Origin of the sequence: Mesorhizobium sp. J18, assembly GCF_007829525.1 — a bacterium.
Lineage (GTDB): Bacteria > Pseudomonadota > Alphaproteobacteria > Rhizobiales > Rhizobiaceae > VLJP01.
Window position 1 is genome coordinate 264,767 of record NZ_VLJP01000001.1, and the last position, 20,453, is coordinate 285,219.

General features: G+C 60.1%; 20 protein-coding genes and 1 tRNA gene. 11 read left to right on the forward strand and 10 right to left on the reverse strand.

Translation table 11 applies throughout. The features are described from left to right. Positions 1 to 1,455 (reverse strand): TrkH family potassium uptake protein, encoded by a 1,455-nt coding sequence (locus L598_RS01245; protein WP_144859243.1) that lies wholly within the window; start codon positions 1,453 to 1,455, stop codon positions 1 to 3. Positions 1,456 to 1,622: 167 nt separating this feature from the next. Continuing rightward, complete coding sequence (locus L598_RS01250) at positions 1,623 to 2,384, reverse strand: L,D-transpeptidase (protein WP_144859245.1); 762 nt, start codon at positions 2,382 to 2,384, stop codon at positions 1,623 to 1,625. A 410-nt stretch (positions 2,385 to 2,794) separates the two neighbouring features. Here L598_RS01250 and L598_RS01255 point away from each other — a divergent pair, with 410 nt between their 5' ends. Further along, positions 2,795 to 3,169 (forward strand): hypothetical protein, encoded by a 375-nt coding sequence (locus L598_RS01255; protein WP_144859247.1) that lies wholly within the window; start codon positions 2,795 to 2,797, stop codon positions 3,167 to 3,169. 191 nt (positions 3,170 to 3,360) lie between these two features. Here L598_RS01255 and L598_RS01260 read toward each other — a convergent pair. Beyond that, positions 3,361 to 3,435: transfer RNA gene (locus tag L598_RS01260), tRNA-Val, on the reverse strand. A gap of 82 nt (positions 3,436 to 3,517) precedes the next feature. Continuing rightward, positions 3,518 to 4,201, reverse strand: a complete 684-nt coding sequence (gene gph, locus L598_RS01265) for a phosphoglycolate phosphatase (protein ID WP_144859249.1) — start codon at positions 4,199 to 4,201, stop codon at positions 3,518 to 3,520. A gap of 152 nt (positions 4,202 to 4,353) precedes the next feature. Between gph and rpiA the strand changes: the two genes are divergently transcribed. The 4 genes from rpiA to L598_RS01285 all read left to right on the forward strand — a co-directional run bounded on the left by rpiA (position 4,354) and on the right by L598_RS01285 (position 8,669). Continuing rightward, a complete protein-coding gene (gene rpiA / locus L598_RS01270; RefSeq protein WP_144859251.1) occupies positions 4,354 to 5,052 on the forward strand; it encodes a ribose-5-phosphate isomerase RpiA in 699 nt (232 codons plus the stop codon). 20 nt (positions 5,053 to 5,072) lie between these two features. Then, a complete protein-coding gene (locus tag L598_RS01275) occupies positions 5,073 to 5,648 on the forward strand; it encodes a DUF2059 domain-containing protein (RefSeq protein ID WP_144859253.1) in 576 nt (191 codons plus the stop codon). A gap of 115 nt (positions 5,649 to 5,763) precedes the next feature. Further along, complete coding sequence (gene gor / locus L598_RS01280) at positions 5,764 to 7,149, forward strand: glutathione-disulfide reductase (RefSeq protein WP_144859255.1); 1,386 nt, start codon at positions 5,764 to 5,766, stop codon at positions 7,147 to 7,149. 140 nt (positions 7,150 to 7,289) lie between these two features. After that, positions 7,290 to 8,669: a 3-deoxy-7-phosphoheptulonate synthase class II gene (locus L598_RS01285; protein ID WP_144859257.1), complete on the forward strand. Its 1,380-nt coding sequence runs from the start codon at positions 7,290 to 7,292 to the stop codon at positions 8,667 to 8,669. Positions 8,670 to 8,706: 37 nt separating this feature from the next. Here the strand turns inward: L598_RS01285 and L598_RS01290 are convergent, their stop codons facing one another. Then, positions 8,707 to 9,612 carry a lipid kinase gene (locus tag L598_RS01290; protein ID WP_144859259.1) on the reverse strand — a complete coding sequence of 302 codons (906 nt, stop codon included), beginning with the start codon at positions 9,610 to 9,612 and terminating at the stop codon, positions 8,707 to 8,709. Between the two features lie 108 nt (positions 9,613 to 9,720). On the opposite strand from L598_RS01290, the gene L598_RS01295 reads away from it, so the two are divergent. From L598_RS01295 to L598_RS01305, 3 genes are all read left to right on the forward strand, one after another. Continuing rightward, a complete protein-coding gene (locus L598_RS01295) occupies positions 9,721 to 10,140 on the forward strand; it encodes a GFA family protein (RefSeq protein ID WP_144859261.1) in 420 nt (139 codons plus the stop codon). Positions 10,141 to 10,177: 37 nt separating this feature from the next. Beyond that, entirely contained in the window at positions 10,178 to 10,537 is a 360-nt protein-coding gene (locus tag L598_RS01300) for a diacylglycerol kinase (protein ID WP_144859263.1), read from the forward strand. A gap of 81 nt (positions 10,538 to 10,618) precedes the next feature. Next, complete coding sequence (locus tag L598_RS01305; protein ID WP_144859265.1) at positions 10,619 to 12,298, forward strand: NAD+ synthase; 1,680 nt, start codon at positions 10,619 to 10,621, stop codon at positions 12,296 to 12,298. Between the two features lie 15 nt (positions 12,299 to 12,313). On the opposite strand, the gene L598_RS01310 is transcribed toward L598_RS01305, so the two are convergent. From L598_RS01310 to L598_RS01320, 3 genes are read right to left on the reverse strand one after another with little or no spacing between them, the layout of a single operon-like run. Then, the gene (locus tag L598_RS01310) at positions 12,314 to 12,934 is read right to left on the reverse strand and encodes an ATP-dependent Clp protease proteolytic subunit (RefSeq protein WP_144859267.1); all 621 of its coding nucleotides are present in this window, start codon (positions 12,932 to 12,934) and stop codon (positions 12,314 to 12,316) included. A 40-nt stretch (positions 12,935 to 12,974) separates the two neighbouring features. Continuing rightward, positions 12,975 to 13,337 (reverse strand): SRPBCC domain-containing protein, encoded by a 363-nt coding sequence (locus L598_RS01315; protein WP_144859269.1) that lies wholly within the window; start codon positions 13,335 to 13,337, stop codon positions 12,975 to 12,977. Then, positions 13,334 to 13,648, reverse strand: a complete 315-nt coding sequence (locus L598_RS01320; protein WP_144859271.1) for a metalloregulator ArsR/SmtB family transcription factor — start codon at positions 13,646 to 13,648, stop codon at positions 13,334 to 13,336. The genes L598_RS01315 and L598_RS01320 overlap by 4 nt, the downstream gene beginning before the upstream one ends. A gap of 145 nt (positions 13,649 to 13,793) precedes the next feature. Here L598_RS01320 and L598_RS01325 point away from each other — a divergent pair, with 145 nt between their 5' ends. After that, entirely contained in the window at positions 13,794 to 14,441 is a 648-nt protein-coding gene (locus L598_RS01325) for a pyroglutamyl-peptidase I (RefSeq protein ID WP_144859273.1), read from the forward strand. A 12-nt stretch (positions 14,442 to 14,453) separates the two neighbouring features. On the opposite strand, the gene L598_RS01330 is transcribed toward L598_RS01325, so the two are convergent. Next, positions 14,454 to 15,626: a hypothetical protein gene (locus L598_RS01330; RefSeq protein WP_144859275.1), complete on the reverse strand. Its 1,173-nt coding sequence runs from the start codon at positions 15,624 to 15,626 to the stop codon at positions 14,454 to 14,456. A gap of 172 nt (positions 15,627 to 15,798) precedes the next feature. Here L598_RS01330 and parC point away from each other — a divergent pair, with 172 nt between their 5' ends. Continuing rightward, the gene (gene parC, locus L598_RS01335) at positions 15,799 to 18,054 is read left to right on the forward strand and encodes a DNA topoisomerase IV subunit A (RefSeq protein WP_144859277.1); all 2,256 of its coding nucleotides are present in this window, start codon (positions 15,799 to 15,801) and stop codon (positions 18,052 to 18,054) included. A gap of 34 nt (positions 18,055 to 18,088) precedes the next feature. Here parC and L598_RS01340 read toward each other — a convergent pair whose 3' ends face one another. Then, positions 18,089 to 19,240 carry a DJ-1/PfpI family protein gene (locus tag L598_RS01340; RefSeq protein ID WP_144859279.1) on the reverse strand — a complete coding sequence of 384 codons (1,152 nt, stop codon included), beginning with the start codon at positions 19,238 to 19,240 and terminating at the stop codon, positions 18,089 to 18,091. 94 nt (positions 19,241 to 19,334) lie between these two features. On the opposite strand from L598_RS01340, the gene L598_RS01345 reads away from it, so the two are divergent. Next, the gene (locus L598_RS01345) at positions 19,335 to 20,270 is read left to right on the forward strand and encodes a GlxA family transcriptional regulator (RefSeq protein WP_144859281.1); all 936 of its coding nucleotides are present in this window, start codon (positions 19,335 to 19,337) and stop codon (positions 20,268 to 20,270) included. The last annotated feature ends 183 nt before the right edge of the window (positions 20,271 to 20,453 follow it).

Below are 20,453 nucleotides of genomic sequence, written 5' to 3' on the forward strand. Positions count from 1 at the left end.
TCAATTGCGCCAGAAGCTTGGCATCAGCAGCACAAGGACAGCAACGATTTCGAGCCTTCCGAGCAGCATCATGAAGGAAAGTATCCATTTGGCATAGTTGTCGAGCGGCACGAAGTTGCCTGCCGGTCCGACAAGATCACCCAAACCCGGGCCGACATTCGTGATTGCAGTCAGAGCTGCTGTCGAGGCTGTAACGAAATCGAGCCCTCCAGCCGCCAAAGCCATGGTCGATGCCACCCATGCCAGCATGAACGCCGTCATAAAAAGAACGACGGAGCGCTGCATGTCGGCATCGACAGTGCGGCTGCCATAGCGGATGCTCTGGACGACATGAGGGTGGATGAGCTGACGCAAGCCGTTGGCCAGCATCTTTGCAAGGATGTAGAAGCGATAGGCCTTGATGCCGCCGGCCGTGGAGCCTGAGCAGCCGCCCAGGAAAGTGGCGAAGAAGGCAGCGACAACCGCGTATGGTCCCCACAAACTGTAATCTTCGCTCGCAAAGCCGGTGGTTGTGATGATCGAAACGAAATTGAAGGCGGAATGGGCCAGTGCTTCGCCAAAAGGAATATCCGCCGTCACCCTGCGATAGATCGCCACGGTGAGAGCGAAGGCTGCAACATAGCCGAGAAAAACACGGATCTGCGGATCGCGAAGGGCGTCGAGCCTGCCCCGGACGGCAAGCAGGATCAGGATCGAGAAGGGGATGGCGCCGACGAGCATGAAGATCGTACCGATCCACAGCACGGCCTGCCCCTCGAAATAGCCGAAAGAAGCGTCATGCGTTGAGAAACCACCTGTTGCGAGCGTGGTCATCGCGTGATTGACCGCATCGAAGGAACTCATTCCGGCAGCGGCATAGGCTATGGCGCACAATACGGTCAGACTGGCGTAGATGCCGAGGAGTGCGACCATGAATGTAGAGAACCGCTCGAAAGGGCGTTCGTCGATATCCGACGATTCGATTTGAAAGTAGGAAAAGCCGCCGACATTCAGAAAGGGCAGCAGGAAGAGACCCAGCGCGATCACGCCCAGGCCGCCGATCCACTGCAATAGCGAGCGCCAAAGGAGCAAGCCCGGCGCAACATTGTCGAGACCTGCGATGGTCGTTGAGCCGGTCGTGGTGATTGCTGAGACCGATTCAAAGACGGAGTCGGCGATGTTGAGCTTGAGCGAGGCAGCATAAAACGGAATTGCGCCGACCAAGCCCAGAGTGACCCACAATAATGCGACCAGCAGAAAGGCAAACCGGGTGGACTGGATCGGCGGGCGCGAACGGGTTGCCGCGGCGACGATAAGTCCCAGGCCGCCCGTGGTCATGGCGCAGAAGGCGAAAACCTGCCAGTCGGCGTTGCCGTAATAGATGTCCACGGCCGCCGGTATCAGCATCGCGGCGGAGATATACAGGGCGAAAACCGACGATACAAAAACGGCGGCCCGGATCGGCGAAGTTTGCACGGCGATTTCGCTCCGGAAATCTCAGACCATCTATCCGGTCGCTGGTAGGGGAGACAGGCCTGCCGGGCAAGCTTTTCTTGCGGAACGGCCAGTGCCACCTGTGAAACAGGTGGACGCAACAGAAGGTGAACCTGTGGGATCACCCATATGGCAGGTGAAGGTCGGCGTCAGGATTGTACTACGGTGGGCAAGCCGCTGGTGACAACCAATGGCGCGCCTTCCGATACGCGGTCGTACAGATCGATAATGTCCTGGTTGATCAGTCTTACACATCCGGAAGATACCGATTTGCCGATGGACTGCCATTCCGGGGAACCGTGAATGCGATAAAGCGTATCCTTGCCGTCCTGAAAGATGTAGAGCGCCCGCGCCCCCAAAGGGTTCATAACACCCGGTTCCATGCCGCCTTCCCATTCGTTTTTGCCGGGGATCTGCCGTGCCCGGTACTTTTCCAGTTCGGGTTGGCGGTCAATCATTTCATCCGGCGGAAACCAACGCGGCCACTTTTGTTTCCATTCGATCACACCACGGCCCGACCACTCGAAGCCTTGGCGGCCCAAGCCGACGCCATATCGCAGGGCCTCGCCCCAACCACCGACCAGATAGAGAAAATGGTTCGACGTATCGACGACGATGGTGCCCGGCTGCTCACCGGTGGGGTCTGCTACAAGCTGCCGGCGATATTTCGGGTCGATCTTGTCAACCGGAACTGCTGGGATCTCGTGGCCGTCGTCGGACATGGCGCCATATATCTGGCGTTCGTCGATGATATCAGGATTGAATTGCGACAGCGGGATGGGCTGTGCGAATTGGGTTTGAACATATGCGGAGTCGTGGCGGGATCGAACGCTCGAGCATGTGTAGAGAGTTGCAGAGGCGGCACCTGTCACCGCCGTTGCCAAAAACTTCCGGCGATTGAAACTTGGCATTACCCCTCTCCAAAATCCGGGACTCCGAACCGCGACCACGCGAATCGGGAAAATTTACCGCCACAGCCAAGGTTTGTCTCCCCGGCGTCCCCGGCAAATTGAAAGGCGTGGAGCGAATGTGCGGCGGACAATGCCCTCCAAAGCAGGCAGCCGCTTAGCTGTCCGTGCCGCATTGCCACCGTTGAAGAATGGACCGGATGCACTGCGATCGTTGAATTGTGAATCCGGTCACAGCGCTCACTACCGGACCAGAGCCATCCGCCGTGGCATTTTCGAACCCGGCTCGGCCACAGGCCCTTGGGGTTACGCAAGGAAACCAATTGTGATTGCACTGCCGCATTCTTGGCCTCGGAATTAGCCTCATTCTCTGTCTACGAGCAGTCGTGTGTAACCTAAAGAAGGAAGTGCAAATGCTTAGTGGCTTGTCTGGACTGCTTGGTACCGTTGGCTCCGCATTGCGGGGGGTCAATGACGTCGTGAATGATGTGGCTGAAACCGTATCGCCCGGCGCAACCTCCAGTGAGACGACAACGGGAAATCTCATCAGCAATGGCGGAGTGACCAGTGATCTGATCGCCGGTCTGGAGGAAGGCGACCTCACCGGAGGTGTCGCTGATGTCTATGTCGACCTTACCGCTCCTGGCGGTGTCATCAACGATCTTGCCGGCGGTGGTGGTCTTGGTATCGAGGGCGTGCTCGGCAATGTCCTCGGGACTGCCGACGGTCTGCTGGGCACGGCTGACGGCCTTCTGGGCGGTATTGGCGACGGCGACCTGCTCGGCTAATCTGACCTTACAGCCCGCGGCCGAAAGGTGGCGGGCTTTTCTTTCAGCACGATGCATGCGCCTCGATCTTGTGCGATGACTTGGCGTCGTTGAGACGCTGCGCGAAGCTGTACTTCTAGCCGGCTCTGCGAAAGGTCGTGCAGGGGGACGACAAGCTCTAGCGCCTGGCCAATTGATTTCATTAGGAAAAATGGTGGGCGCGACAGGGATTGAACCTGTGACCCCACCCGTGTGAAGGGTGTGCTCTCCCGCTGAGCTACGCGCCCCGCTTCCGACATCGCCGAAAACGAGCGGCGATATAAGGTGCGCACCGCGCGCAAGTCAAGGAGGGTTCAGGGGCGGAAATGCTCAATCGGCGGCAACGCGCAGCAGGTCTTCAATGAACTCGACGGTCAATTCGTCGAAATGAGAAATGACGCGCGAGGGGCCGAATTCGCTGACATGCCGGTCGGTATAGCCAAAATCGACGGCAACCACAGGAATCCCTGCCGCCTTGGCGGTGTCTATGTCGGTTCGCGAATCGCCGACCATGATGGCATGGGCTGGATCGCCGCCGACACGGGCGACGGTTTCAATCAGATGGCGCGGGTCCGGCTTGCGGAAGGCAAAGGTGTCGGCGCCGCAGATGGCAGCGAAGCGCGGCGCAATCTCCAGTGCGTCAAGAAGCTTGAGCGAAAGGGTTTCAAGCTTGTTGGTGCAGATCGCAGAGACATAGCCGGCCTTGGCAAACCGTTCCAGGGCGTCGAGCGCACCGGGGAAAGGCACTGACTTTCCGGGCATTTCAGCCGTGTAGTGCTCGATGAAAAGAGCCTGCAATGCATCCAACTGGCCCTCAGCCAGATCCTTGCCATGGGCTGCGAAGGCGCGTTCGATCATGACACGGGCGCCAAGCCCTACATAGCGCCGGATTTCGCCCTCATGAATGGCGGGAATGCCTACGCTCAAAAGGCAATGATTGAGGCTGTTGAGAAGATCGGGGGCGGTATCGACAAGCGTGCCGTCAAGATCGAAGACGATGGTCGGAGCTGGCATTCGCATTTCCTTCCGGAATATTCATGCCCGCCGCATAGCCCGCCTTGCAGGAGCGTGCAAGGCAGGCGCTCTTGAGGCAATTTGGCTCGATGGCATTTGCCACGGGCCGCAAAGATGATAGGAACCGCGCTTCACGTGAAAGGCCAGACAAGGTGGATGCAAGGACTCTGAAGATCGAAGCAGCGCGCGCGGCGCTGGAGCATGTCGAGGACGGAATGAAGCTCGGCATCGGCTCAGGCTCGACGGCGGAGGAATTCGTGCGCCTGCTGGCTGAAAAGGTTGCCGGCGGGCTGAGGATCGCCGGCGTGCCGACTTCGGAACGCACGGCCGGTCTGTGCAAGGAGCTTTCCGTGCCGCTTTCTACCCTTGACGACATGCCGGAACTGGACCTTGCGATCGACGGTGCCGACGAGATCGGCCCCGATCTCGCCCTGATAAAAGGCGGCGGCGGCGCCTTGCTGCGCGAGAAGATCGTGGCTGCCGCATCTGCCCGCATGATCGTGATCGCCGACGATACCAAGCTCGTCGAGGAACTGGGGAAGTTTCCATTGCCGATCGAGGTCAACCGCTTCGGTTTGCACGCCACCATGGGTGCGGTCGAAAAATTGGCATCCCGGCTTGGCCTTTCCGGTCCGCTCGCGATCAGGAAAACGAACGGAGAGCCATTCGTCACCGACGGCGGACATCTCATAATCGATGCATCTTTTGGCCGCATTCCGGATACAAGAGCGCTATCGGATGGACTCAATTCCATACCGGGCGTCGTGGAGCACGGGCTTTTCATCGGAATGGCCGACACTGCAATCGTGGCCGGCGACGACGGCATCAGGACACTACAAGCGACCCGTTAGACAGGGAGTTAGGATCGAAAATGATTTTGGCCAAACGCGCCCGCCTCTTCATCGCTGCCGCAGCTTTGGCGACAACGGTTTTCATGATGCCCGCCAGTGCACAGGAAATTTCCGATGCGCACCTTCAGGCCGCGCATAAGGCGCTTGATGCGCTCAATGCCACGGACGAGTTCGACAATGTGCTGCCGCAGGCTACGCAGGCGCTGAAGGCCGAACTCATCCAGAAGAATCCTGATCTGGTCGAGCTTATCAACGCCACTGTTGAAGAGAACGCCCTGAAGCTGGCGCCTCGCAGGGCGGATCTGGAAAAGGAAGCCGCGCTCGCCTATGCGCGTGTTTTCAGCGAGGAAGAGTTGGAGTCGATCACCACTTTTTACACCTCGCCCGCCGGTCAGAAGCTGCTGTCGGATGGACCGATTGTCGCGCGCGAAGTCCTGAGAGCCGCCGAAATCTGGCAGCGGGGCGTCGCACGCGATCTTGCGCAGAATGTCGGCACGCAGATCCAGGCTGCCGTCGGCGCGCAGGTTTCGGGCCAGCCTGTGACGCCGGCTGAAGGCACTGACACGCCCGCAGCGCCGGAAGAGCAGAATCAGTAACGCAAATGTTCCCCATATCTCGGGGGAGTCTCTGAGCCCGGCCTTGCCGGGCTTTTCTTTTGGGTTCATCTCGTTCAGGCACGAGCGGCATGGGAAAGCATCAGGCAGGTTGGAAATGGCGAAATACGATCTCGACCTCTTCGTAATCGGCGGTGGGTCCGGCGGCGTGCGTGCGGCACGGCTTTCGGCCGGACTCGGCAAGCGTGTTGCCATCGCCGAGGAATACCGCTTCGGCGGCACCTGCGTGATCCGCGGCTGCGTGCCGAAAAAGCTTTTCGTCTACGCCTCGCAATTTCCCGAACATTTCGAGGATGCTGCCGGCTATGGCTGGACGGTGTCGGAAGCGAGTTTCGACTGGAAGACCCTGATCGCCAACAAGGATCGAGAGATCGCCCGTCTCGAAGGCGTCTATCGCAAGGGTCTTGAAGATGCAGGAGCGCAGATCATAGAGGATCGCGCGGTTCTGCTCGACCGTCATACGATCCAGGCTGGCAGCAGGACATACACAGCGGACAAGATTCTGATCGCAACGGGCGGGCGTCCCAACCCGCATGCGGCATTGCCGGGCCACGAGCATTGCATCTTCTCCAACGAGGTCTTCGACCTGCCGGAACTACCAAAATCAATCGTGATCGCCGGCGGCGGCTACATCGCCGTTGAATTCGCCAACATCTTCCATGGTCTCGGCGTGGAGACCTGCCTCGTCTATCGGGGCAAGGAAATCCTCGGCCGTTTCGATATGGACATGCGCCGGGGGCTCCACGAGGCAATGGAAGCGAAGGGCATTCGCATCCATTGCCAGGAGCATTTCACCGAGATCGAGAAGCGCTCCGACGGCAGGCTCGATGCGCATCTGGTCTCGGGCAAGGTATTGACGGCCGACCAGGTTCTGCTTGCGCTCGGGCGCATTCCCAATACCGAAAAGCTCGGCCTTGAAGCGACCGGAGTAGAGACTGGCAAGACTGGCGAGATCGTGGTCGACGACTATTCGCAGACCAGTGTCGACAATATCTGGGCCATCGGTGATGTCACCAATCGCGTTCAACTCACACCTGTCGCCATTCACGAGGCCATGTGCTTCGTGGAGACGGCCATGAAGTCCAATCCGGTAAAAGTCGACCATGAAGCCATCGCGACAGCCGTATTCTCTCAGCCGGAAATCGGCACGGTCGGATTGTCCGAGGACGACGCGGCGAAGAAATTCGATGAAATCGAAATCTATCGGGCGCGCTTCCGCCCGATGCGCCACACACTTTCCGGCCGGCAGGAGCGCATGACCATGAAGCTCGTCGTTGATGCCGCAACCAGGCGCGTGCTTGGTGCGCATGTGCTTGGCCCCGATGCCGGCGAAATGGCGCAGCTTCTCGGAATTCCGATCAAGGCCGGGCTGACGAAGGACGATTTCGACCGGACGATGGCGGTTCATCCGACAGCCGCCGAGGAGCTGGTGACCATGTACAAGCCCACCTATCGCGTGAAAGACGGCGAACGCATCGATTAACAGGCTTGCCGGATGCGAATCACTTCGATTCGGGCGGAAAAGCAGGGTAGTATGTCGTTGCGGCATACTGTATTAAGCCGCGGCGGGTAAGAAGAGGCGCGGCCGCATGCTGTCGCCGGCAAGATATAGTGGGTACGAATATGACGAACTGGTCACCGAATTCCTGGAGAGCAAAGCCGATCCAGCAGGTGCCTACCTATCCGGATCAGGCCGCCCTGGCTGAAACCGAGGCCCGTCTTGCCACCTTTCCTCCGCTCGTTTTTGCGGGTGAAGCCCGCAAGCTCAAGAAGCAACTCGCCGCCGTCGCCAATGGCGAGGGTTTTCTGCTTCAGGGCGGCGATTGTGCGGAAAGCTTCGCCGAGCATGGCGCCGACAATATCCGCGACTTTTTTCGTGTTTTCCTGCAGATGGCAGTTGTTCTAACTTTCGCTGCTTCCCAACCGGTGGTGAAGGTCGGTCGTATTGCCGGACAGTTCGCAAAGCCGCGTTCTTCCGGTACGGAGACCAAGGGCGACGTGGTGCTGCCGAGCTATCGCGGCGACATCATCAACGGCATCGAATTCGACGAGAAATCGCGCACGCCTGATCCGGCGCGGCAGGAAATGGCCTATCGCCAATCGGCCGCGACGCTGAACCTCCTGCGCGCCTTCGCCCAGGGCGGTTTCGCCAATCTCGAGAACGTCCATAAATGGATGCTCGGCTTTGTTTCCGACAGTCCGCAGGCGGAGCGCTATCAGGCGCTCGCCGACCGGATCTCGGAAACGATGAGTTTCATGCGCGCGGTCGGCATCACTTCCGAAACGAACTACGCCCTGCGCGAGACGGATTTTTACACCAGTCATGAGGCGCTCCTTCTGGGCTACGAGGAGGCGCTGACCCGTGTCGATTCGACCTCGGGGGATTGGTATGCCACGTCCGGCCACATGATTTGGATCGGGGACCGCACCCGGCAGCCGGACCATGCCCATGTGGAGTATTGCCGCGGCATCAAGAACCCGCTTGGCCTGAAATGCGGCCCGTCTATGACGCCGGACGGCCTGTTGCAGCTTATCGATCTCCTGAACCCGGAGAATGAGCCCGGCCGTCTGACCCTGATCGCACGCTTCGGTGCCGACAAGGTGGGAGAGCATCTGCCGAAGCTGATCCGGGCCGTGGAGCGCGAGGGCCGCAAGATCGTCTGGTCCTGCGATCCGATGCACGGCAACACCGTCACCGCTGCGGCGGGTTACAAGACCCGGCCTTTTGAGCGCATTCTGAAGGAAGTGCAGGCTTTCTTTGACGTACATCGTGCGGAAGGATCGCATCCAGGCGGTATCCATATCGAGATGACGGGCAAGAACGTCACCGAATGCACCGGCGGCGCCCGCGCCATCCGCGACGAGGAACTGCAGGACCGTTACCACACCCATTGCGATCCGAGGCTGAATGCCGACCAGTCGCTGGAGCTGGCATTCATGGTGGCGGAGCTCCTGAAGAAGAACAAAGTGAGCCTTCCGGCGAAGAAGGCCGCCAACGGCTGACATCTACTGGTTGCGGGCAGGAGTCCAGCGGCCGGGCTCAGCGTGGAACGAATACCGGGATCGCCGCCGGCAACACCTTGAAGTGGGCCGGCGTCGAGGTGACGATTTCGCCATCGGTATTCACCGGCATCGGCTTTCGGGTTTCGATGTCGAATTCGACGCAGCGGGCCGTACGCACCTCGTTCCAGGCGCCATGAGTGCCTGAACGGAACGAGCGCAGCATCAGCGCCAGCTTCCAGACATTCTTCATCTCGAGGCTGTAGAGATCGAGATGGCCGTCATCGATCTGCGCGCTCTCTTCCACGACATTGCCGCCGCCATAATGTCGGCCGTTTCCGACAGCGATCTGGAAGGTGGAGACATGGGTCTTTTCGCCTTTCTCGGTGATGACCGCTTCGAAGGGCTTCGCCCTGGTGAGCACCTTTATGGCGGCGAGTGCATATCCAAGCCGTCCGAACCTGCGTTTCAGGACGGGATCGAGCCCCTGTGCGAGCTCGGTGCTGACGCCGATGCTGGCGACGTTGAAGAAGGCATGGCCGTTCACGGTGCCCATGTCGATCTTGCGCAGATGTCCGGCGCTGATGACATCGGCGGCCTCTTCCAGATCAAGCGGAATGCCGAGAGTCCGCGCCAGATCGTTTGCTGTCCCCATGGGCATGATGCCGAGTGGAAGACCGCTTTCCATTACCGCCATGGCGCCGGACGAGATGGAACCGTCGCCGCCGCAGATGATCACGAGATCGGCCATTTCCCGCATGCGGGTGATGTCGCGCGCGATCTCGGGCAGAGCCTCGAATTGCTCTATCGTGATCTCCAGTCCGCCGGCCGAAAAGCGGCTCAGGACCGGTTCGATGGTCTCACTACCGCGCCGGGCTTTGGGGTTGACGAGCAAGAGAGCACGCTTGCCTCGGACAGTGGAAGGCGGTTTTCCGGTTGGAGTCATGAACTATACCGCTTGCAGGAACAGCTTGTCGTGCGCACCCAAGTAGGTACAGATTGCGGCAATTTCGATATGGACTGATGACGGCCGAGTGCAAAAGGAAGGGACGTGATGGTGGAGGATCGTAGGGGTGCGTGTCTTTGCGGCGCGGTCCGGTTTCGCACGACCGGTTTCTTGCGCGGCGTCATTTACTGTCATTGCTCTCAGTGCCGCCGGCAGACCGGACATCATTACGCGGCGACGAATGTTCCGGATGCCAATCTCGAGATCGAGGGCGGCGAGAACCTGACTTGGTATGCTGCTTCGGACGCTGCGCGCCGCGGCTTCTGCTCCATTTGCGGGTCGGCGCTGTTCTGGAAGCACAACGAGCTCGACTATACGTCGGTCATGGCTGGCGCCTTTGACAGGCCGAGCGGCTTGACGGCGGAGAGCCACATCTTTGTCGCCGACAAGGGGGACTATTATACGATCGAGGACGGCTTGCCGCAGTTTCAGGAATCGAGCGATTCGGTAAAGGTTGCCGGCGAATGAAGCGAGGCGAAATTTCTGCCGGCAGGGGCAAGGCGCGATGCGGAGACTGATGTTGGCGGCGGCGAATTCCTTTCGCGCGCTGCGGTTTTTGACGGCGAACGAAGCGGCATTCCGGCTGGAACTGGTTCTCCTGGTGGTCGCGCTTCCCGCTGCCTATCTGTTGTCGGCGACATGGCGCGGCTTCACGCTGCTGATTGCATCCATATTCTTGGTGATGATCGTCGAAGCTCTGAATACCGCCGTGGAGGCCGCCTGCAACGCCATCACGCGGGAAACCAATATCGACATCAAGGTCGCCAAGGATTGCGGCTCGCTGGCGGTCGCGCTGGCCGCGCTGATGGCCGTCGGGCTTTGGGTGGTGGCGCTTGGAGAATGGCTTTCCGGTTCGCCATTCTGAGCCATGCCGCAAGAAGAAGTTCGGCATCCACCTCGATCGTCGGGCATTGCTCCTGGCAAATCGGAACGGTAAAGCGGAAACATGAATACTTCCACGCCCGATATCCTCCGCATAGCGATTGCCCAGATCAATCCCACCGTTGGCGACGTTGCCGGCAATCTCGCCAAGGCGCGGGAAGCGAGGGCTGACGCGTCGCGGCAAGGTGCGGATCTGGTCCTTTTCACCGAGCTTTTCATCGCCGGTTATCCGCCGGAGGATCTCGTCATGAAGCCCGCTTTCGTTGCGGCATGCGAACGGGCTGTGCGGGAACTGGCGGCCGATACGTCTGATGGCGGCCCCGGAATCATTGTAGGAACGCCGCTGACGCGCGAGAGTGGCACGCACAATTCGATCATGGTGCTGGACGGCGGCGAGGTGATCGCCGAACGCTACAAGCTGGACCTGCCGAATTATGGCGAATTCGACGAGAAACGCGTCTTTCAGGCCGGCCCGCAGATGCCCGGTCCTGTCAATTTTCGCGGCATACGCCTCGGCATTCCCATCTGCGAGGATATATGGGGCGACCTAGGCGTCTGCGAGACGCTGGCCGAGAGCGGGGCGGAAATCCTGCTCGTACCGAACGGATCGCCTTATTATCGCGGCAAGGTGGACGTCCGCCATCAGATCGTGATCAAGCAGGTGATCGAAAGCGGACTGCCGATCATCTATGCCAACCAGCTCGGAGGCCAGGACGAACTCGTCTTTGACGGCGCCTCCTTCGCGATCAACGCGGACAGGACGCTCGCTTTCCAGATAAGCCAGTTCGAGGAGGCTATTGCCGTCACGACCTGGAAAAGGGAGGAGGAAGGCTGGAAGTGCTCCGGAGGCCCGACGTCCGCTATCCCTGATAAGGAGGAAGCAGACTATCGTGCCTGCATGCTGGGGCTGCGGGACTACGTCAACAAGAACGGCTTCAAGAACGTCGTGCTGGGCCTTTCCGGCGGCATCGATTCGGCCATCTGCGCGGCATTGGCAGTCGATGCGCTGGGCGAGGAGAGGGTACGCACCGTGATGATGCCCTACCGCTACACCTCGAAGGAATCGCTCAAGGATGCCGAGGATTGCGCCCGCGCCCTCGGCTGCCGCTACGATATCGTGCCCATTTCCGAGCCGGTCGAAGGTTTTTCGAACGCGCTCGGCCAATTGTTCGAGGGCACGACCGCCGGCATCACCGAAGAAAACCTGCAAAGCCGCGCCCGCGGCACGATCCTCATGGCGATTTCCAACAAATTCGGCTCGATGGTGGTGACGACGGGCAACAAGTCGGAAATGTCGGTGGGCTATGCTACGCTTTACGGCGACATGAATGGAGGCTTCAATCCGATCAAGGACCTTTACAAGATGCAGGTCTATGCGCTGGCGCGCTGGCGCAATGCCCATGTGCCGCCCGGCGCGCTCGGCCCGTCCGGCGAGGTCATCCCCATAAATATCATCGACAAGGCACCGTCGGCCGAATTGCGCGAAAACCAGACGGACCAGGATTCGCTGCCGCCATATCCCATTCTCGACGATATCCTCGAATGTCTCGTAGAAGGGGAGATGTCCGTCGATGCGATCGTGGAGAGAGGCCACGACCGCGAGCTTGTACATCGGGTGGAAAACCTGCTCTACATCGCTGAATATAAACGCCGGCAGGCCGCTCCCGGCGTGAAGATCACCAGGAAGAATTTTGGCCGAGACCGCCGTTATCCGATCACCAACAAGTTCCGCGACCGCAGTTGAGCGGAAGCGGAATCTTCAACCCGGCGCCAACTCTTCCACGGTCTGGCGAGTGTCGTAGACGTGGTCGATGAGACCCCAGTCACACGCCTCATCGGCGGTCATGAAGAAATCCCGGTCCAATACGCGCTCGACCTCCTCTTCCGTCCTGCCGCAGTGTTCGGCGTAAAGCCGGATCATCCGCCGCTTGACCTTGATGATGTCTTCGGCATGGCGCTCGATATCTGAGGCTTGGCCCTGGAAGCCCCCTAACGGCTGGTGGAGCAGGATGCTGGCGTTCGGCAGGGCGATGCGGCGACCTTTCGTGCCGGCCATCAACAGAAACGAGCCCATGGAGCGCGCCGTACCCATGCAAAGGGTGGAGACAGGGCTCTTTATGAAGCGCATGGTATCGTAGATCGCAAAGCCGCTTGTCACCACACCGCCCGGTGAATTGATGTAGAACGATATCTCGCGATTGGGGTTCTCTGCCTCCAGAAACAGAAGCTGGGCGCAGATCAGCGACGCCGAATTGTCGTCCACCACACCGTTCAGGAAGATGATCCGCTCGCGCAGAAGGCGTGAAAAGATGTCGAAGGAGCGTTCGCCACGCGGCGACTGCTCCACCACCACGGGGACGAGATTCATCATGTCGCGCATCTCGCGAAGCTCCATCTGGACTTGAGGTTGGTTGTTTGGTTCAGGCCGCCATGGCGCGGGGCGGGATATTGGTGTTCGCCGCTCGCGGAACATCCGCCTTATTTGAGATGCTGTGGATGACCCGGAAGAAGGTTTTCTGGTCTCTCGGCGCGATTTCGAATGTCACCAGACTCTCGGCCGGCTCCGTCTCTGGATCGTGCCAGGCATAGCGCACGCGGGTGAAAGGCTCGGCATCGACCAATTCATAGCTCGTTTCGCCAGCGACATGCGTGGATTTCGCCCCCAGCCATTCGCGGACAATCTCCGGCACCGTGAGGGCACGCCATACCTTTTCCGTAGCGGCATCAAGCTCGCATTCCACCATGACCTCTTCGTTCATGGTTTCGTCGTCGGATGGTTTCATTGATCCATCTCCTTGAGCAGGGTCTTGAGCCTGTCGATGCGCTCGGGCCAGAAGCCGCGGTATTTGGCCAGCCAATCTATGACAGGTCGCAGCCCCTCCGGATCGACGCCGTAGCGGATATGTCGTCCGACGCGGGTTTCCGTGATCAGGCCGGCCTGGCGAAGTACAGCAATATGCTGCGATATCGCCGGCTGAGATATCGTCATCCCTTCGCGCAGTTCGGTCGCGTTCTTCTCCCCGGACAGCAGTCTTTCAAAGACGGTCTTGCGGGTCGGGTCAGCGAGAGCGCGAAAGACATCTGTTTCGTTCATGGAATTGAGATAAGCATTTACTTATCTATTATGCAAGCATTGATATTATGCAAGCATTGATTTGGATGGATTGTCCTTCGGTAGTCTGGACTCATTCCGACCCATCCAGCTTGCATTGTCGGGATCAAAACGGGACACTGCGCAGATGAGCGATCGCCCCCGCATACTCGTTACCGGCTTCTCGGTCTTTCCCGGAGCGCCGGTGAACCCGACCGAGAAGGTGATCGAGAGACTCCGTGGTGACGCAGTCTGGCTGGCGCGTCATGGCAATATCCGGCTGGAAGTGCTGCCGGTTGAATATGGGCAAATCCCCGGCAGACTGGAGGCATTGGGTAATGAATTCGCGCCCGATATCGCCATTCATTTCGGTCTCAGCGCAAAGGCGGAAGGATTTACGCTGGAACGGCTGGCGCGCAACGAAATTGCTGCCGGCAGACCGGACAATGCCGGCTGCCTGCCGGAGCTGACGCAAATTGTCGGAGGCGGCGGAGATATTGCCGCGACCCTGCCGGTCAAGGCGATCCAGGAGGCGCTGGTCGCCAGGAACCTTCCGGTTTCATTGTCCGATGATGCTGGCGGCTATCTCTGCAACTATCTCTTCTATCATTCCTGCGGGCAGGTCTGTGCAGGCTTCGCGCCCGACATGGCGGGTTTCATCCATGTGCCGCCGCTCGCTGACGGGGAAGCTCCACTCAACGCGATGGCGTTGCAGGATCTCGTCGCCGGCGCGACTGTTATAATCGATACCTGCAGTGCCGCCTGGCTGGCGGAAAGGCGAGCGGAGATGGCTTGAGCCAGTGCCAGGCTACTGGTTGGCGTTGATCTTCAGCCCGAGTTGACCCGCCAGCGATTGCGGTGAGGCGAGGGCGGCACCCATCAGCAGCGCAAAAGGCACTGGGCTTTCCGGCTGGGCCCGGATCTCCAGGCTTTCCGGGTCTTCAAGAAAGGTGGAAAGAGCCTCGGTGACGCTTGCCGTCAGTTCGGGACCCAGAAATGATGCTGCCTTCATTGGCACCATGGCCTTTACCTGGTTCGCCACGTCGGCGCGCTCCACTCCCTGCCGTTCCGCCGCATGGTCGAGCAGCTTGTTGGTAAGGCTGTCGTCGTCGAAACGGATGACCACGCCGTTGAAGGTGAGTTGCTGCATGAGGCCGAGCATGGCCATGCCCTGGGCGGACTTGTCGCCCTTCGGATTGGCCGCCATTTCCGCCTGCATCTCGCGCAGCGCATTGGCGAATTCCGGCGTGTAGCCGCTGAGGTCGAGCGTGAGGCCGAGCTTTCCGGCACTGGCGACCGTCACATCGTTTTGCGACAGCATCAGCCGTCCGTCCGATGGGCGCCAGCTTCCGGCCATTTCGACCGTGCCCTCTATTTGCGAATAGCCGAGCTTTTCCAGGGTCTCGCGGCTCTTTGCCTGGGTTGTTACGGCACCAATGTCGAGCGTGAAGCGGTCTGCCGCGCCCGTGAACTCAAGCGTGCCGTCGTCGGCAGGCGGCATCATCTCCACATGGATGGCGCTCAACGTGAAGACATCCGTGTCTTGGGACGAGATCTGCAATCCGCCGAGATTGGCACTCTCATAAAGTATCACGTCGGCCAGGGGATCATCGGTGCTCTCCTTCGGCAGCATGAGTCCAGAGACCGAAATATCCTGCATCGATACCGATCCTTTTGCGCTCGTGCTCTCGTATGAAGGCAGGCTGACCTCGCCGATCTGATAATTCTTGTCATCCTCGGTCACGTCTTCGAGGACAATCGTGCCGAGATCAACGGATCGGTTTTCGTCCGCCGGCGTAGCCTTCAGGTCCTCGATGGTAATCGACGAACCGTCGTCGCTCACCCCGGTCCAGGCAAGGTCGATCCCCTGCGCCGCAAAAAGCTGCTTCAGCCGCTCGGTCACGGTCTCGGCTTCCCAGGCGAGAGCGCCGTTTGAGGTGGCGGAGATGAGGAGGCCCGAAATCGCGAGCGTCTTCATCATTGTGCGGTATCGTGACATCCTGATCCCCCGCGGAAGATTTGGCGTGATGTGGCTTGTCTTTAATCGGCCATGAACTGGACGGGAAAATGACAATGGTGTCAATTTCGCTCTTGCATCGATCCGCGGCGTTGCGGCACTTGCCGCGAATCACCCTGTCGGCTAACCGGAACCCATGGGAAAGAGCCTCATACCGCCTTCCGGCGGCGAAGACGATTCGATCGAGCCCGTCGATCTGAAGAAAGCGCTCGAGGAGCGCTATCTCGCCTATGCGCTCTCCACCATCATGCATCGCGCGCTTCCGGATGTGCGTGACGGGTTAAAGCCCGTTCACCGCCGCATCATGCATGCCATGCGGTTGTTGCGCCTCAATCCCGACCAGGGCTTCGCCAAATGCGCCCGCATCGTCGGCGAGGTGATGGGCAAATTCCATCCTCACGGCGACCAGTCGATCTACGACGCGCTGGTGCGTCTCGCGCAATCCTTCTCCATGCGCTACCCCCTGGTCGACGGGCAGGGGAATTTCGGCAATATCGACGGCGATAACGCCGCCGCCATGCGCTACACCGAAGCGCGCATGACGGAAGTGGCGACACTCCTGCTGGAGGGTATCAACGAGGATGCCGTCGATTTCCGTCCCACCTATAATGAGGAGGACGAGGAACCGATCGTTCTGCCGGGAAATTTCCCGAACCTGCTTGCAAACGGCTCCTCCGGAATCGCGGTCGGCATGGCGACCTCGATCCCACCGCATAACGCCGCCGAGCTTTGCGACGCCGCCATACATCTGATCGACCATCCGGATGCCACGGTCGCCCAACTTGTGGAATTCGTGCAGGGACCAGATTTCCCCACCGGCGGCATCATAGTGGAGGACCGGTCCTCCATCCTCGAAGCCTATGAGACGGGTCGCGGCGGCTTTCGCGTGCGCGCCCGCTGGAATACCGAGGATATGGGCCGCGGCACCTGGAATGCCGTCGTAACGGAAATCCCGTATGGCGTGCAGAAGTCGCGTCTGATCGAGAAGATCGCCGAGCTGATTCTCGCCCGCAAGCTGCCGCTGGTCGAGGACATTCGCGATGAGAGTGCTGAGGATATCCGTATCGTCCTCGTGCCAAAGAGCAGAACGGTCGATCCGGCATTGATGATGGAATCGCTTTTCAGGCTCACCGAGCTCGAAAGCCGCTTTCCGCTCAATATGAACGTGCTTTCGCGAGGCAAGGTGCCAGGGGTGCTCTCCCTCAAGGAAGTGCTGCGCGAATGGCTCGACCATCGCCGCGACGTGCTCTTGCGCCGCTCGCGCAATCGCCTCGCCGAGATCGAGCGGCGGCTGGAAATCCTTGGCGGCTACCTCATCGCCTATCTCAATATTGACGAGGTGATCCGCATCATCCGCGAGGAGGACGAGCCGAAGCCGGTGATGATGGCGCGCTTCTCGCTCACCGATGTGCAGGCCGAAGCCATTCTCAACATGCGCCTGCGCGCCCTGCGCAAGCTCGAGGAATTCGAGATCCGCAAGGAATTCGACGGACTGACCGAGGAGAAGAAGCAGATCGAGGCGCTTCTTGCCTCGGACGTACAGCAATGGAAGACGGTCCGCTGGGAAATCCAGAATGTCCGCTACCGCTTCGATCCGGAGAAGAATCCGGAACTCGGCGCCCGCCGCACCACTTTCGCGGAGCCGCCGGAACACGATATCGGTGACGTGCATCACGCACTGGTTGAGCGCGAGCCGGTCACTGTGGTGGTATCGGAAAAGGGGTGGCTGCGCGCCCTGAAGGGCCATCTGGCCGATCTTTCGACACTTTCCTTCAAGGAAGGCGACGGACTCAAGCTGGCCTTCCACGCGCAGACCACGGACAAGATCCTCGTCTTCAGCACCGGCGGCAAGTTCTACACTATCGGTGCCGATCGCCTCCCTGGCGGCCGCGGCCATGGCGAGCCGATCCGCATCATGGTCGACATGGAGAACGACCAGGACATCGTCACTGCTTTCGCCCACGATCCCGAGCGCCGCCTGCTGCTCGTTTCCCATGCTGGGAACGGCTTCATCGTGCCGGAGAAGGAAGTCGTGGCGAACACCCGCAAGGGCAAGCAGTTAATGAATGTGAAGTCGCCTGACGAGGCCAAGCTGTGCGTGCCTGTTTCAGGCGATCACGTCGCCATCGTGGGAGAGAATCGCAAGCTTCTTGTCTTCCCGCTTGTCGAAGTACCGGAGATGACGCGCGGCAAAGGCGTGCGCCTGCAGAAATACAAGGATGGTGGCGTTTCCGACGCCAAGACCTTTGCCATGGCCGAGGGCCTCACCTGGCAGGATTCGGCCGATCGCACCTTTACCAAGTCGGCAGACGAGCTTGCCGAATGGCTTGGCAACCGCGCCGCCGCCGGCCGCATCGCGCCGAAGGGTTTTCCGCGTACGGGAAAGTTCTGACGGCCGGAACCCGAAGCTAGGGTTCCCGCGTCCCTCAGTCCAGCCAGTTCCGTCCCGGATATTCGAGCTGCATGGCAACAAGGTTAGCGGTATGCGCGCCGTAGCGTTCCGCGATCCCGCGCAAGGTCTGATCCAAGGCTGCTGCCGGCCGCCGGTTCTCCATCATCGGAAGGAGACGGTCTTCAGGCCAGTCCTTTGTCTTTTCGTCGGGAAGGAGGCGGACCCCGTTTCGGGTCTCTACGGCCTCAGGCGAGCCGGCAAAGGTGACTGTGTTCGATAGATAGGTACGAGACCAAGCATCTGCTGCGAGAGCAAGCGAAACTTCGTCCATGCCGGGCTGAAGCTCGATGCCAAGCCGTTCGCGGTTCCAGAATGCGAGCCCGTTGCCCAGCGCGGTCAAGGCGAAAGGCCGCGTGAATTTGAACGCATCACTGCTGTGCCGCATATCCCATTGCGAAAGGCCCAGGTCCTGCGCAACGGTCTGAGCCTTTGCCTGGCCGGCAATGGCTTGGATCAGGGTGAGCATCATCGGCATGGACGCCGTGATGCCGGTTGTCGTTGCCACACGCTCATCGACCACCAGCCGGCGGTCTGCGACATAGTGGATGCCCGGATGCTCTTCCTGCAACTCTTTGAGATAATACCAGTGGGTGGTTGCCCGTCTGCCGTCGAGCAACCCGGCTGCGGCCACCACCTTGGCGCCGGCGCAGACTCCAATGACCATCGCTCCTTTGTCCGCTTGCTTCTTCAGCCATTGCATGACCGCGGGATCGTCGTCGCGGCTCATGGCCGGAACGATGACGTAGTCAGCCCCTTCCGGATATCGCGCATCGAACTCGCCCGCAGTTGTATCAGGTTCGACTTTCAGCACCGGATACAGCGTGACCGGGCCCGGCTCCGTAGCAAGCGTCATCACATCGGCGATGTCGGCCCGTCGCAAGATGCCATAGGGCACGAGATAGTCTGTGACCTCGGTGGCATCGTTGATGGCTATGATGGCGATCACCGGCCGCTCACGCTTCTGCGGCTTCAAAGCCGCCAGAGCGGCATCGATTTCCTGTTCGGCGATCGCCGGCGCGGCCGCAGCCGCCGGAGTGGGCGGCAATGTCAGGATCCAGCCGGCAAATCCCGCCAAGCCAAGCACGACGATGCCAAGCAAGCTCCATAAAGCAAGCTTCAGGTTCATGGCTCTTCTCCTGCGGCTCGAACTACATCGCTTGACATGCAAGCTAGCCAGACTAGGGTTTGTCCGAAATGACATAAAACAGGCAAAAGCTGCCATGCGCCGCTCGATCGCCGTCATTATCCATCCCGGTTTCCAGTTGCTGGATACTGCCGGACCTACAGCGGCCTTCGAGATCGCAGAACGTTTTCAGCCCGGAAGCTACGAACAAGTGCTTCTCGCACCTGAGGGCGGGGAAGTGGAAAGCTCATCGGGGCTTTGCCTTTCGGCCAAGCCGTTGAGCGATGACCCTTTCGATACGATCATCATATCCGGCGGGGAGATCGTGCGTTCCATGGAGGCGGCACGGGAGATCGTCGCCTGGTTGAAGCGCATGAAGGCGAGGCGTGTAGCCAGCGTATGCTCCGGCGCCTTCCTGCTGGCGGAAGCGGGTCTGCTCGATGGCCGCCGTGCTACCACTCATTGGGACAGCACGGGTCTTTTTTCCCGCAGCTATCCGCAGGTGAAGCTCGATGCGGCCCGTATCTTCATCCGCGACGGCAACGTCTGGACATCGGCTGGCATCTCCGCCGGGATCGACCTCGCTCTGGCCCTCATCGAGGATGATCTTGGCCCGGAGATCGCGCGGCGGACGGCACAACAGCTCGTCGTCCATCAGCGGCGGCCGGGCGGTCAGTCCCAGTTTTCGGCTATCGTGGAACTGGGCGGAAGGACAGGACGGTTCGCCGGGCTCATCGAGTGGATGCGCGACCATCTCGCCGAGCCCTTGACCGTCGAACGTCTTGCCGATCGCGCTGCGATGAGCCCTCGCAATTTCGCCCGCGCCTTCGCGGCCGAGGCCGGGATTACTCCGGCAAAAGCCGTGGAGCGCCTGCGTCTGGAAACCGCCCGTACGGCGATCGAGACCAGCCACGCTCCTTTCGAACGCATTGCCGAAGTCACCGGCTTCGGCGATCCTGGCCGCATGCGCCGTGCGTTTTTGCGAGGGTTGGGTCAGCCGCCTCAGGCGCTCAGGCGCGCGGCTCGGGCGTAGGCCGTGGCCGGCATCAGCGTCTGAGATAGAGCCACAGCGTAGTCGGAGCCAGTACGGCGGTCAGCACCACGGGCGCGTGCAGAGCAAGCAAAGATATCCATGACCGTGGCGCCCCCGCCCAACAGGCCCCGCATGGCGGTGGTTCCACGCCATCCGGCTGCGGGTCTTTTGGCGAGGCCGCTT